General features: G+C 61.9%; 13 protein-coding genes. 10 read left to right on the top strand and 3 right to left on the bottom strand.

Annotated features, from left to right (window positions below; genetic code table 11):
- Positions 1 to 1256, bottom strand: a 1256-nt coding sequence (locus EPO09_RS12765) for an ATP-binding protein (RefSeq protein ID WP_290643645.1), incomplete at its 3' end; no start/stop codon positions are given.
- Positions 1257 to 1712: 456 nt separating this feature from the next.
- A complete protein-coding gene (locus EPO09_RS12760; RefSeq protein WP_290643643.1) occupies positions 1713 to 2666 on the bottom strand; it encodes an AraC family transcriptional regulator in 954 nt (317 codons plus the stop codon).
- A gap of 180 nt (positions 2667 to 2846) precedes the next feature.
- On the opposite strand from EPO09_RS12760, the gene EPO09_RS12755 reads away from it, so the two are divergent.
- Positions 2847 to 3923, top strand: coding sequence for an oxygenase MpaB family protein (locus EPO09_RS12755; protein WP_290643641.1), 1077 nt, complete (start codon positions 2847 to 2849; stop codon positions 3921 to 3923).
- A gap of 15 nt (positions 3924 to 3938) precedes the next feature.
- On the opposite strand, the gene EPO09_RS12750 is transcribed toward EPO09_RS12755, so the two are convergent.
- Positions 3939 to 4688 carry a DUF481 domain-containing protein gene (locus EPO09_RS12750; RefSeq protein ID WP_290643639.1) on the bottom strand — a complete coding sequence of 250 codons (750 nt, stop codon included), beginning with the start codon at positions 4686 to 4688 and terminating at the stop codon, positions 3939 to 3941.
- Positions 4689 to 4995: 307 nt separating this feature from the next.
- On the opposite strand from EPO09_RS12750, the gene EPO09_RS12745 reads away from it, so the two are divergent.
- From EPO09_RS12745 to EPO09_RS12705, 9 genes are all read left to right on the top strand, one after another.
- On the top strand, positions 4996 to 6714 hold the full coding sequence (locus tag EPO09_RS12745) for a nitrite reductase (RefSeq protein ID WP_290643638.1): 1719 nt from the start codon (positions 4996 to 4998) through the stop codon (positions 6712 to 6714).
- A gap of 76 nt (positions 6715 to 6790) precedes the next feature.
- Positions 6791 to 7051 carry a c-type cytochrome gene (locus tag EPO09_RS12740; RefSeq protein WP_290643651.1) on the top strand — a complete coding sequence of 87 codons (261 nt, stop codon included), beginning with the start codon at positions 6791 to 6793 and terminating at the stop codon, positions 7049 to 7051.
- Between the two features lie 16 nt (positions 7052 to 7067).
- The gene (locus EPO09_RS12735) at positions 7068 to 7460 is read left to right on the top strand and encodes a cytochrome c (RefSeq protein WP_367200072.1); all 393 of its coding nucleotides are present in this window, start codon (positions 7068 to 7070) and stop codon (positions 7458 to 7460) included.
- Positions 7461 to 7465: 5 nt separating this feature from the next.
- Positions 7466 to 8635 (top strand): cytochrome D1 domain-containing protein, encoded by a 1170-nt coding sequence (locus tag EPO09_RS12730; RefSeq protein ID WP_290643649.1) that lies wholly within the window; start codon positions 7466 to 7468, stop codon positions 8633 to 8635.
- A gap of 1 nt (position 8636) precedes the next feature.
- Entirely contained in the window at positions 8637 to 9674 is a 1038-nt protein-coding gene (locus tag EPO09_RS12725) for an Lrp/AsnC family transcriptional regulator (RefSeq protein ID WP_290643634.1), read from the top strand.
- Positions 9667 to 10179, top strand: a complete 513-nt coding sequence (locus tag EPO09_RS12720; RefSeq protein WP_290643647.1) for an Lrp/AsnC family transcriptional regulator — start codon at positions 9667 to 9669, stop codon at positions 10177 to 10179. Before EPO09_RS12725 ends, EPO09_RS12720 begins: the two co-directional genes overlap by 8 nt.
- Positions 10166 to 10648: an Lrp/AsnC family transcriptional regulator gene (locus EPO09_RS12715; RefSeq protein ID WP_290643632.1), complete on the top strand. Its 483-nt coding sequence runs from the start codon at positions 10166 to 10168 to the stop codon at positions 10646 to 10648. The genes EPO09_RS12720 and EPO09_RS12715 overlap by 14 nt, the downstream gene beginning before the upstream one ends.
- Positions 10649 to 10703: 55 nt before the next feature.
- Positions 10704 to 11981 (top strand): heme d1 biosynthesis radical SAM protein NirJ, encoded by a 1278-nt coding sequence (gene nirJ / locus EPO09_RS12710; RefSeq protein ID WP_290643630.1) that lies wholly within the window; start codon positions 10704 to 10706, stop codon positions 11979 to 11981.
- A gap of 26 nt (positions 11982 to 12007) precedes the next feature.
- A partial coding sequence (locus EPO09_RS12705; protein ID WP_290643628.1) for a nitrite reductase occupies positions 12008 to 13213 on the top strand: 1206 nt, incomplete at its 3' end.

Raw genomic sequence — 13213 nt, 5'->3', positions numbered from 1 at the left:
ATGCATTCGAACGTCGACCCCTGCCCGGGTTTGCTGTCGCAGCTCAACTCGCCGCCCATGGCCACGCACAGTTCGCGTGCGATGCTCAAGCCCAGACCGCTGCCCGCTGCCTTGCGCTCGTAACGGCCATCGACCTGATGGAAGGCATCGAACACGCGGGCCAGTTCGTCTTCCGGAATGCCGATGCCTGTGTCGGACACAGCCAGGCTGATGCGCGATGGCATACCGTCTTCATGCGCCAGTTCACGCAGGCGCATGATCACTTGACCTTGCTCGGTGAATTTGACGGCGTTGCCCAGCAGGTTGAGCAGGATCTGCTTGAGTCGGCCCCCGTCGGCATGAACCATGTAGTCGGCCGGCAAGGTGGAGTCCAGCACCACGTCCAGCCCCTTTTCCGTGCCATTGACAGCGGCCAGAGAGGTCACTTCGCGCGCCAGATCCGGCAGGTTCACAGGCGCGGGGGACAGCTCGATGCGCCCGGCCTGCAATCGGGAATAGTCCAGCACATCGTTGATCACGCCCAGCAGATGCTGCCCGGCCGACTCCAGCAGGTTCATGCGCTCATGCGCCTCCTGGCTGCGCAGCTCACCCCGGATCAAGCGAGACAAGCCCAGGATGCCATGAAGCGGCGTGCGCATCTCGTGGCTCATGGTAGCCAGGAACTGTCCCTTGGCCTGACTGAGCTCCTCAGCCTCGCGTAAGGCGACGGCCTGGGATGCGGTGATGCGGTCATTCGTGAAGCGCAGAAACAGCAGCTCGCCCACACGGCGATCCGCGCGCCCCGTCTCCAGCCACAACACCCCCAGAAAGCCCGTGACGCTGATGGCACCAAACAGCCCCAGCACCGAGCTCAAGGTGGTGCAGTACAGCGCAACCGAGGCCAGCATGGGCGCCAGCCAGAGGCGGGCCGCCGTGCGATCGACTGTCAGCATGAACGCGCCGCAAGCAGCCAGCCCGGAGAGCGTGCCGATCAAGGTGGCCTGCAACTCGATGTGCGAGCGAATGGGCAACATCCACAGCATGGCGCCCCACCAGATGCTCAGTCCGGCAATGCTGAACTTGATATTGCGCATCCACCTGGGGTGATCTCGGTCCTTGGCGCGGAAATACAGAATGCTGCGAGAGATGTGGATGCTGGCCAGCACGAGCAAGCCTGTCAGCCACCCCCATCCTTGCCGGCCCAAGGATTGATCGACCATGTAGTCCACCATGATCGCGATCAAGGCGCCCAGGCCCGCGGCGATCGTCGTGCCCATGGGAATGTGCGAAAAAAGCATCCGTGTCCTGGCAGTCAGGACCTGTTCGGACAGGTGATCGGCGTGTGCGTGATCGATGTGCATTTTTCGGCCGCCTCGCTGGGATGGGACCTGCCTATCGGATCAACCCGCAGTCAAGTCATAGGCAACAACTTCAGTATCAACAAGACGCGCTCGGCGCAACACCGTGAACGCCCTTGGATGCACTGCACCAATGCGCTGGTTCGATGCAAATTTCCACCCGTGAATCGGGGGGATGCACCACATCTGCGCAAGTGAGGCGAAAACGGTGCCTGGCCAAGCCAGAAGACTCGCCAATGACCCGAAATTGGCTGGCATCAAGTTTGCGTGCCTGTCGATCTGTCAGGCACGCCACGCAAGGCGTTGAATTGACAGCAAGTGGCCTGGAGCCATGGTCGCGGTCGCCACGATCATGGCTCCCCAGGCATCGTTGCCTCATCGTTCTGCCCGCCACCTGCCCGGGCTCACACCAAACCACCGCACACAAGCCCGGTTGAACGCGCTTTGCTCTGAGTAGCCCAGACGTTGACTGATGTCTGCCAGCGGTATGCCACCGGTCAGGTATTGGCGCGCCAGCCTCTGGCGCACCGCATCGACCTCCGCGCTCAAGGTGGTCCCGGCCGCACTGGCTTGCGCACGAAATGCCCGCACCTCCAGAGACATGGCCTCGGCCACGCGCTCCAGCGTTGGAGCCCCATCTGTCAGGCAAGCCTCGATGGCGCGCTCCAACTGCACGGTGAACTGCTCGCCACGCGCATGGCGCTCGATGCGGCGCTGCATTTCCTCGCGCATGAGACGGCACACATCTGGATTGGATGCGGCCAATTTGTGCGCCAGCAAGGCACGATCAATGTGCACCGCGTTGCGCTCACGCTCAAAGAGAACCGGGCAATGGAAGAATGCTTCATAGTGCGCCTGCGGTGCTTCAGCGGCGTGCTCAAATTCAATGCGCAGCGGGTGAGACACATTGCCCGTGATCCATCGCCCAAACTCGATCCATCCGGCCATGGCCGCCTCGATCTGCAAGGGCAGCGCCGCCCCATCACCTTGCGCATGCAAAGTCACGACCGCATCATCGCCCTCCTCGCTGAGTGTGCACTGCGCAAAGCCCAGGCGATAAGGTTCGAACTGGCACAACAGGCCAATGGCGTCACCCAAGTTGCCGCTGCTCATGCTGGCGTAGGCCAGTACATCGAGTGCCACGGGGGTGACTGCCCCGCCTAATTGCAAACTCAGAGGCAAGCTCAAAGGCATGGGCGCCCCGGCTTCACTGATTCGCCTTGCCTCCAGCAAGACGTCATCGATCACATCCAGCGGCACGCGGCAGGCGGGATCAGCCAGATCAGACAGCACCACGCCCTTGGACTCAACGAGCCCCGACAGGCTCATACCCAATCCTGAGGTCACGTCAAGCAGGTAACGCAGATAAAAGCCAGCCGCAGTCAACAAATTGAGCCCAGTGCCAAAAGAGTAAAGGTGATGTCAAAAGCGCTTGTCAGCCACGTCAAGACAGCGCGCAGACGAGTCAATACGCTGCACACAACATGACACAACAAGCAAGGTGACATCGTGCCGCTTCCTACTCTCGACGCCTACCAGCACTTCTCCCAACAAGGCGACCCGCTTGCCGATGCCGTGATATCGACGCTCATGCAGAGTGGGCGCCGAGGCGGCGATCTGCTCTCCCAGGTTCAACAGCTGGCTGAGCAGGACGGCGGCATCTACAAGTCCTTCATGGATCAGATCAGCCACGTGCCAAGCTGGGCCAATACACAGGCCATGCGCCAGGGCCAGGAACTGTTCCTGCGTTGCGCGCCTTTGTCCATCGCGTCATTCGTGTTGGGGAGCCTGCTGGTGACCTACACGCCGCCAGGTTCGGCCAAGGTGCTATTGCATACCGGTCGGCTTCGGCAGGATGTGGTCAGGCGATTGTTCGAAACGTCCACCATGGTCCACGCCGTGATGCAAGCGGGCGCACTCGAAGTGGGCGCGCCGGGTCACCAGGCCATTGTCCGCGTTCGCCTCTTGCACGCGATGGTCCGCTACCACGTGATGGCGCGCGCGCAATGGCCCAGTGACGAACTGGGCAGCCCCATCAACCAGCAGCAAATGGGCCTGACTGCTTTGGGCTTCAGCTCTCTGCTGATCAACAGCATGCGCAGCCTGGGGGTGGTCATTCCAGAAGATGAAGCACGCAGCTACCAGTTGCTCTGGCGCTATGGCAACTACCTGCAAGGCGTGGATCTGTCACTGCTGCTCGACACCTTGGACAATGAAGCGCGCCTGTACGACCTGCTCCAACGCACCGTGATGACGCCCGATGAAAACAGTCGCACATTGGTTGCCGCAGTGCACCAGGGGCTGGCCTGGCAATCGCCGTTCTTCCTGCCGCAAGGTGCGTTGGAGGCCATCTCACGCCGGCTGCTCGGTACTGATCTGGCCGACAAACTGGCCATCAAGCCTCACCCGCTCTGGGCAGTGGTGATCGGCGCCGTAGCCGGCGTGCACAAGGCCACAGCCCTGCGCTACCGCATCCCCGGCTGGCGCGCGATGGAGGTGCGAGCAGGCGGCCGCTACTTCAGCTACCTCGTCAACAAGGGCCTCAAGGGCAAACCTGCCGACTACGCCCTGAAAACCTCGCACTGAAGCTCGCAAGGGCGCTCAGAAGGAATAGCCCACGCCGAACTCTGCCGACAACTCCCCATCCCGCTCTTTGGAGTCAAAGGGGTAAGAGCGGCGGTACAGCACCTCGTACTTCAGGGCGATGTGGTTGGTCAACTTGTTGCGCAAAGCCAGTCCCATCGTCCGGAAGGTCTCGCGTCGGCTTTGCTCCTGCACGCCATTGAACTTGATCGACAACTGATCGGTGATATCCCAGTTCGCCTTCACGCTGCTGGTGTAAAGCACTTCACTGATGTTGTCACCATCCTCCGAATGGGCCACGCGGTAACCCGAACCCAGTTCGGCGCTGATGGTCCAGTTGCCATCGCCACCAAATTTACGCCCTGCCCCTGCGCGCAAGGCCTGGGCAGACTGATAGTAGCCAAACCGGTTGTGGCGCACCCGCGGCGATACATAGGCGTAGTAAGGCGAGTCATCAAAGAACTGCTTGAACTTGACGTTCGCGTCATAGCGATCACGGTTGATGGTCTGGGGGCTGTCTTCTTCCTTGATGTATTCCCTGTCAAAACGCAACTCGCCATCGACTTCGCGCTGGGGCATCAGGTAGGCCACATCGGCCGCCAACGTCAGGCGCCGGCTGGTGTACTCCGACTTGTTATAGCTGTATTGACCATCCACGTCACCCGAAAAGGACGCATCTTTCGGGGCATCAGCCCAGGCGCCGGATCCCCCCGACGACAGCGCCACCACCACGGCCCATATTCTGGCCTTGCCATACCTCTGGCTCATATCCCGCCGCTCACCTTGTTCACACAAGTGCGCATCATGCCCGCTGTCTATCCTCCTCCTTGTAAACCGTCTTGATTGAGGCAACGCAAACGCCAGCGCAGCAGCCGTCGCCCATCCGCATCAACCCGCAGACACCCCCTCATTTCTTGAACTGCTTCAAGGACAGGGCCACCCACCAGATCGAACATGCCCTTGCTTTACATGAGGGTATGTCGCCACCCCAAGCAAGTGTCACCCCACTGACACCCTAACGGCACAGCACCGGGCCAGGTTGTCCGCCGGCCCCATCGATACTGGAGAAACCAAGATGAACACTCCGCGCATGGCCAGACTGGCTGCTGCCCTGACGGTGGCACTGGCATTCGGGGCACAGGCTGAAGATGTCAAGAAGCCCTCGCAGCCTGAAATCAACTATCAGGCAGGCACCTCGCCACTCGCCAACGAGCCGATGTACCAGAGCGCCAACCCGAAGGCGCCTCCCATGACCCAGGCCGAGTTCGACAAGGCCCGCAAGATCTACTTCGAGCGTTGCGCGGGTTGCCATGGCGTGTTGCGCAAGGGTGCCACCGGCAAACCCTTGACCCCGGACATCACCCTGGCCAAGGGCACCGATTACCTGAAGGTCTTCATCGCCTACGGCTCGCCAGCCGGCATGCCCAACTGGATGACATCCGGTGAAATGAGCGAAGCCGATGTGGACCTGATGGCCCGCTACATCCAGCAAGATCCTCCGCAGCCTCCCGAATTCGGCATGGCACAGATGAAGGACACCTGGAAGGTGCTCGTGCCGCCCGACAAGCGCCCGACCAAGAAGATGAACAGCTACAACATCAGCAACATCTTCTCGACCACGCTGCGTGACACGGGTGAAGTGGCGCTGATCGACGGCGACACCAAGAAGATCATCAACATCGTCAAGACCGGCTATGCGGTGCACATCTCGCGTACCTCGGCATCGGGTCGCTATCTGTACGTGATTGGCCGTGACGCCAAGATCAACATGATCGACCTATGGATGGAAAAGCCTGACAACGTGGCTGAAATCCGCGTGGGCCTGGAAGCCCGTTCAGTGGACACCTCCAAGTACAAGGGCTATGAGGACAAGCTGGCGATCGCCGGCAGCTACTGGCCGCCTCAGTACACCATCATGAAGGGTGACACGCTGGAGCCTCTCAAGATCGTGGCGACCCGCGGCATGACGGTCGATAAGCAGGAATACCACCCCGAGCCCCGCGTGGCCTCGATCGTGGCCTCGCACTTCAAGCCTGAGTTCGTCGTGAACGTGAAGGAAACCGGCAAGACCTTGCTGGTGGACTACTCGGACATCAACGCGCTCAAGACCACCGAAATCGGCACGGCCCGCTTCCTGCACGATGGCGGCCTTGACTCCACCAAGCGCTACTTCATGGTCGCGGCCAACCAATCCAACAAGATTGCAGCCGTGGACCTGAAGGAAGGCAAGCTGGCGGCCCTGATCGATGTGGGCAAGATCCCTCACCCAGGCCGTGGTGCCAACTTCGAACACCCGAAGTTCGGTCCCGTTTGGTCGACGGGTCACCTGGGTGACGACACCATCTCGCTGATCGGTACGGATCCAGCACACCACAAGGCACAAGCCTGGAAGGTGGTTGAAACCATCAAGAGCCAGGGCGGCGGTTCACTCTTCATCAAGAGCCATCCGAAGTCCCAGCACTTGTACGTGGACAACCCACTGAACCCGGATCCAGCCGTTTCGCGCAGCGTGGCTGTGTACGACATCAAGAACCTGGCCAAGGGCTACACCGTGCTGCCGATCGCCGAATGGACCGGCATCAAGGATGGCGGCGCCATGCGCGTGGTTCAACCTGAGTACAACAAGGCTGGCGATGAAGTCTGGCTTGCCGTGTGGTCGGCCAAGGACAAGCAGTCCGCCATTGTGGTGGTGGATGACAAGACCCTCAAGCTGAAGGCGGTCATCAAGGACCCACGTCTGATCACGCCTACCGGCCACTTCAACGTGAACAACACCCAGCACGACATCTACTGATCACAGCGAAAGGACACACATCATGATCAAACAACTGTTGATCCTCAGCGCTCTGGCACTGGGCGCCACCACAGCCATGGCCACCCCTGACGAAGCCATGGGCAAAGCCGGCTGCATGGCCTGCCACGCCAAGGACAAGAAAGTGGTGGGCCCCGCCTTCAAGGACATCGCTGCCAAGTACAAGGGCGACAAGGAAGCCTCTACCAGACTGACCGAGAAGGTCCGCAAGGGTGGTTCCGGCAACTGGGGCCCCATCCCCATGCCACCTCACCCAGCCGAGAAGATCAGCGACGCCGACCTCAAGGGCGCCGTTGATCAGATCCTGAAGACCCAGTAATAAACCTGCGACCAACATGCAGCCAAGCCCCCATGCACATCCGTTCATGACTGGCTTGGCTGCGTGCATCAGGATCGCAGCGGGGGCTTCGTGCCTGATAGCAGCGAGTGCGTGGTCTCAGACACAGACACCTGAACAAGCACCCACCGCAGCCAGGCAACAAGCCCTCATCCACATCGTCAGACAGGACTGTGGCTCCTGCCACGGCATGCGCCTCACAGGCGGCCTCGGCCCTGCGCTGACCCCGACATCCCTGGCAGAGCGCCCCATCCCCGCGCTCGTGGCCACCATCCTGCAAGGCCGCTACGGCACACCGATGCCCGGCTGGCAAGGCATGCTCGATGAACAAGATGCCCTTTGGATTGCACAGCAACTCCAGCGCGGCTTTCCTGAGGTGAAGCAACCGTGAAGACCGTGCGCCTGATCCTCTCCTTCGCAATTTCATTGCTGCTGACCGCCTGCGCCACAGCCCCCGCACCGACGGGCTCTGGCGATCTGGGCGTGGTGATAGAACGGGCCAACGGCACTGTGGCCGTGGTCAACACCAGCTCGCAAACCATCCTCGGCGAGATCAACCGCCTGGGCGACCTGTCGCACGCCTCCGTGGTGTTCTCACGCGATCAGGCTCACGCCTATGTCTTTGGACGCGACGGCGGCCTCACCAAGGTCAACATCCTCACCCGCCAGATCGAAGCCCGCAACATGCAGGCAGGCAACAGCATTGGCGGTGCGATCTCGCAAGACGGCAAGCTCGTGGCAGCACAAAACTACGAGCCCGGCGGCGTCAAGGTGTTCGATGCGCAGACCCTGGCGCTGGTGGCTGACATCCCCGCTGAATACGCACCCGGCAAGCGCTCACGTGTGGTGGGCCTGGCTGACCTGCCTGGCCACCGCTTCATCTTCTCTCTGTTTGATGCCGATGAAATCTGGCTGGCCGACGTGTCGGACGCCAAACTGCCCAAGGTCCAGAAGTTCCCCCAGATCGGGCACCAGCCCTATGACGCCTTGGTCACGCCTGATGGCCGCTACTACATCGCCGGCCTGTTCGGTGAAGACGGCCTGGCCCTGATCGATCTGTGGGCACCGAAGCCCGAAGCTCGTCGCATCCTGCAAGGCTATGGAAAGGGGCAGCAAGCCCTGCCCGTCTACAAGATGCCGCATCTGCGTGGCTGGGCCGTGGCTGGCCGGCAAGCCTGGTTGCCGGCCATTGGGCGGCACGAAGTACTGATTGTCGATACCGACACCTGGCAGGAAGTAGGCCGCATCCCGGTTGCCGGCCAACCTGTGTTCGTGATGGCCCGCCCGGATGGCCGCCAGGTGTGGGTCAACTTTGCCGTGCCGGATTACCACCGCGTACAGGTGATAGATACGCAGTCGCGACAGATCGTGCGGACCCTGGAGCCCGGCAAGGCCGTGCTGCACATGGAATTCACGCCACGGGGCGAGGCCGTCTGGATCTCGTCACGTGATGCCAATCTCGTGTCCATCATCGACACCGAATCGCTCCAGACCCTTGGCACGCTAAGCCTGCCTTCACCCAGCGGCATCTTCTTCACCAGCCGCGCAGCACGAATGGGGTTTTGACATGAATCTGTCCGACCGTCCCGCTCTGGACCAGCTCCTGCTCAATGACTGGCAGCGCGATTTCCCCTTGGCCGACGCGCCTTTCGCGGGCATCGCCTTGAAATGCGGCAGCGATGAAGCCACGGTGTTGAGCACCTACAGGCGCCTGTTCAAGGAAGGCAGCGTGAGCCGCATTGGCGGCATTTGGGGCGCGGGTGCCGGCGGCGCAGCCATGCTCTGCGCACTGTCCGTGCCAGCCGCAAGCATGCAAGCCGTGGCTGAACTGGTCAACGCCATTGACGGCGTGAACCACAACTACGAACGCGAGCACCGCTACAACATGTGGTTTGTCATCACAGGACGCGACAGGCCCACCGTGCATGCACAGGTTGATCAGCTCGAACAGAGCACAGGCTTGACTGCACTGCGCCTGCCCATGGTTCGCCCCTATCGCATCGATCTGGGATTCGATCTGCGCCAGACCAGGCCAGCCGCCCACCCCGGAGAGGCAACCCCGGCCACACGGCAGCGCGCCGTGCCTGTGGTTGTGGAAGACGAACGGCTGGCCGCACTGGTGGAAGAAGGTCTGCCTCTGATCCCACGCCCCTATGACGCCTGGGCCCAGGCGCTGGGCTGGCCAGCTGAACGCATCCGCCAGACATTGAATCGCTGGCTGACTCAAGGCACATTGCGTCGCTTTGGCGTGGTGGTGCGTCACCATGACCTGGGCATCTGCGCCAATGCGATGACCGTGATTGATGCGCCCGATGAACTGGTTGATGAGTTGGGCGCTCGGCTGGCGGCACAAGATGGCATCACCTTGTGCTATCGCCGGGAACGCCATCGTGACTGGACCTATAACCTGTACTTCATGGTGCATGGCCAGGATCGCGACACTGTGGGAGCCATCATCGAACGCGCCATCACCCAGGCCGGCCTGACGGGTCGGCCTCGCCAGACCCTTTTCAGCGGCTTGCGCTACAAGCAAACCGGTGGTCGCTATTTTCGCGGGCAAACCGCACCTTCATGGCAGGAGGCCGGGCATGAACAAGCTGCTTGATCCCACCGATGCACAGCTCATCGACAGGCTGCATGGCGGCCTGCCCTTGAGCGAGCGCCCCTATGCCGATGTCGGTGCAGACCTGGGTCTGAGCGAAGCGGATGTGCTGCAACGATTGCAAAGGCTGCTCGACAGCGGCTTGCTGACGCGCTTCGGGCCCTTGTTCCAGATTGAAAAGGCGGGCGGCCAGTTCTTGCTGGCGGCCATTGCTGTGCCCGAAGCGGATTTCGACCGCGTCGCTGCACAGGTCAACGCCCTGCCCGCCGTGGCACACAACTACCGCCGCACCCACCAGCTCAATATGTGGTTTGTCGTGGCGGGCGAAACGCCAGAGCAAGTCAACCAGGCCTGTCGCCAGATCGAGGCCGAAACCGGCCTGCATGTGTATGCCTTCCCGAAAGAACGCGAGTTCTTCGTCGAGTTGCGGCTGAGCGCCCAGGCTGCGCTGGCCAAGCAATATGTGGCACGGACACGCCCCCAAGGAGAGCCTCATGTCGCTCACTGATTTCGACCGTCGCCTGATCACCGCCACGCAAGGCGGCCTGCCCCTTGTGCCACGCCCCTACGCGGCGGTGGCCGAACAACTGGGCGTGACCGAAGCCGTGGTGCGCGAGCGCATGGCCGGCATGCTCGATGAAGGCCTGATCAGGCGCATTGGTGCCGTGCCCAACCATTACAAGCTGGGCTATACCGCCAACGGCATGACGGTATGGGATGTGGATGACGAGCGCGTGGATGAGCTGGGCGCCAAGATCGGTGCGCTGCCTACCGTGTCGCACTGCTACCGCCGCCCACGTGCCTTGCCGGATTGGCCCTACAACCTGTTTGCCATGGTGCACGGCCACAGCCGCAGCGAAGTCGAGCGCGAAGCCATGCGCATCCATTGCCTGCTGGCCGACGCCTGCCGCAGCTTCGACATCCTCTACAGCACGGCCATCCTCAAGAAGACCGGTCTGCGTCTGGCTTCGGCCTGATCGCCCCAGACACCGACACCGTCAACAACAACAGCGCCCACACCAGGAGCCCGCCATGTTTCGCATCTCCCAATACCTGCGCGAAGTGGCCCAGGCCGAAAGCCAGGGCGTCTACCCCATGCCACGGCGCGCAGGTGGCCCACCGGGCCCCGTCGTGATCTGGAACCTCACTCGTCGCTGCAATCTGACCTGCAAGCACTGCTACGCACTGTCGGCCGACCACGCCTATCCAGGCGAGTTGAGCACGGACGAAGTCTTTCATGTCATGGACGATCTGAAGGGCTACCGCGTGCCCGTCCTGATCCTCTCAGGTGGTGAACCGCTGTTGCGCCCGGATCTGTTCGACATCGCCGAGCGTGCGCGTGATCAAGGCTTCTACGTCGGCTTGTCCACCAACGGCACACTGATCGATGCCCCTATGGCCGACAAGATCGCGCAAGTCGGCTTCGACTACGTGGGCATCAGCCTGGACGGCCTGCGCGAAACACACGACAAGTTCCGCCGCTTGGAAGGCGCGTTTGATGCCTCGCTCAACGCGCTGCGCCTGCTCAAGGCCCACGACGTCAAGCTCGGCCTGCGCTTCACGATGACGGCCCTGAACGCACACGATCTGCCAGCCCTGTTGACACTCATGCGCGACGAAGGTATCAGCAAGTTCTACTTCTCGCACTTGAACTATGCGGGCCGCGGCAACATTCACCGCGCCAAGGATGCGCACTTCAGCGCCACGCGCGATGCATTGGACCTCTTGTTCCGCACCGCCTGGCAAGCCGCACTGGAAGGCCGAGACGAAGAGTACGTGACCGGCAACAACGACGCCGACGCCCCCTACCTGCTGGCCTGGCTGCGCGAACACATGCCGCAATGGGCACCGGCCCTGCGTGAACGCCTGCGCGCCTGGGGCGGTAACGCATCAGGCCTGCACATCGCCAACATCGACAACCTGGGCGACGTGCACCCCGACACCATGTGGTGGCACCACAGCCAGGGCAATGTGCGCCAGCGGCCTTTCTCGCAGATCTGGTCAGACACCAGCGATCCCCTGATGGCAGGTCTCAAGACCCAGCCTCGCCCCGTGGAAGGCCGATGCGCAAGCTGTGTGCATCTGGACCTGTGTGGCGGCAACACCAGGGTGCGGGCGCAGCAAGTCACCGGCAACCCGTGGGCCGAGGATCCAGGCTGCTATCTGGACGATCAGGAGATCGGCCTGCATCCCGCAGGCGCCGCCACACGCGTGGCCGTTACGCCATTCAGCAGCCCCAAATCGGCTGCATCACAGGCCACCAAGCCAGGCGTGATCCCCATCGTGGCGCACATGGCCACAGAGCCATGAACAAATACTGAGAAGCACAAGGCATGATGAGTACCGACATTGTCTGGCGCGTACTGCTCGCCGCCGCCATGCTGCTGATGGGCTGGGACATGAGCCACGCGGCACAAACCCAGGCCAGCGCCCCCGAAGCGCCTGCCAGCGCAACAAGCCCGCAAACGACGCCATCGGCTGCCCCGATCGCCGCGCCGCATCAACTGTTCCAGCAACACTGCGCCACCTGCCACGGCGAACAGCGCACAGGCGGCATGGGCCCCGCGTTGCTTCCTGAAAGTCTCGAACGCCTTCGCAAGGCCGAAGCACTCAAAGTGATCACATCCGGACGCCCGGCAACCCAGATGCCGGCCTTTGGCGACAAGCTCAGCGAAGCCCAGATCAATCAACTGGCCACCTGGATCTACACACCTGTTGAGCCCACGCCTTCATGGGCTGAATCCGATATTCGCCTATCCCGCACGGAAAACAAGCCCGCGCCCACGGCCAAAGACAAGCCCGCCTGGAAGGCTGATCCGCTCAACCTCTTCGTGGTCGTGGAAGGCGGCGACCACCATGTTTCCATCGTCGATGGCGACAAGCTGGAGGTCATCCACCGCTTCGCCAGCCGCTATGCGCTACACGGCGGCCCCAAGTTCTCACCGGACGGTCGCTTCGTGTACTTCGGCTCACGCGATGGCTGGATCACCAAATACGATCTCTACCAACTGCGCGTGGTCGCTGAAGTGCGCGCAGGCCTGAACATGCGCAACGTTGCCGTATCGGGCGATGGCCAATGGGTGCTGGCAGGCAACTACCTGCCGGGCAATGTGGTGCTGTTTGATTCGCAGTTGAACCTGGTGCGCATCTACCCGGCCACCAGCCTGGATGGCAAGCAGACCTCTCGCGTATCAGCCGTGTACGACGCTGCGCCACGCCAGAGTTTCATCGTCGCGCTCAAGGATCTGCCCGAGTTGTGGGAGATCTCGTACAACACCAAGGCCGAGCCGATTCACGATGGCTATGTGCACGACTTCCGCATGGGCGAAGCCATCGCCAAAACGGGCTACCTGGGTGTGCGCCGCACGCCTTTGAGTGTGCCGCTGGATGACTTCTTCTTTGACCCGCCTTATCGCCATGTGATCGGCGCGGGCCGCCCGGCTGCCACGAAGCGTGCCGCTGTGGCCACGCCGGCGTCCGGTGCATCTGCAGCATCCAGCCCCGTTGATGAGCCGCCCAGCGCACAGGTCATCAACCTCGAC

Source organism: Aquabacterium sp., assembly GCF_004297345.1.
Lineage (GTDB): Bacteria > Pseudomonadota > Gammaproteobacteria > Burkholderiales > Burkholderiaceae_C > Aquabacterium.
Note: the sequence above shows the minus strand (reverse complement) of the source record. Positions and strands in the feature narration are given on the sequence as shown.

What these genes read in the sequence shown, in the direction of transcription:
- EPO09_RS12760 (WP_290643643.1), bottom strand. Translation starts at nt 2,666, where the DNA reads ATGAGCCTGTCGGGGCTCGTTGAGTCCAAGGGCGTGGTGCTGTCTGAT.
- EPO09_RS12750 (WP_290643639.1), bottom strand. Translation starts at nt 4,688, where the DNA reads ATGAGCCAGAGGTATGGCAAGGCCAGAATATGGGCCGTGGTGGTGGCG.
- EPO09_RS12745 (WP_290643638.1), top strand. Translation starts at nt 4,996, where the DNA reads ATGAACACTCCGCGCATGGCCAGACTGGCTGCTGCCCTGACGGTGGCA.
- EPO09_RS12740 (WP_290643651.1), top strand. Translation starts at nt 6,791, where the DNA reads ATGGCCACCCCTGACGAAGCCATGGGCAAAGCCGGCTGCATGGCCTGC.
- EPO09_RS12735 (WP_367200072.1), top strand. Translation starts at nt 7,068, where the DNA reads ATGCAGCCAAGCCCCCATGCACATCCGTTCATGACTGGCTTGGCTGCG.
- EPO09_RS12725 (WP_290643634.1), top strand. Translation starts at nt 8,637, where the DNA reads ATGAATCTGTCCGACCGTCCCGCTCTGGACCAGCTCCTGCTCAATGAC.
- EPO09_RS12715 (WP_290643632.1), top strand. Translation starts at nt 10,166, where the DNA reads ATGTCGCTCACTGATTTCGACCGTCGCCTGATCACCGCCACGCAAGGC.
- nirJ (WP_290643630.1), top strand. Translation starts at nt 10,704, where the DNA reads ATGTTTCGCATCTCCCAATACCTGCGCGAAGTGGCCCAGGCCGAAAGC.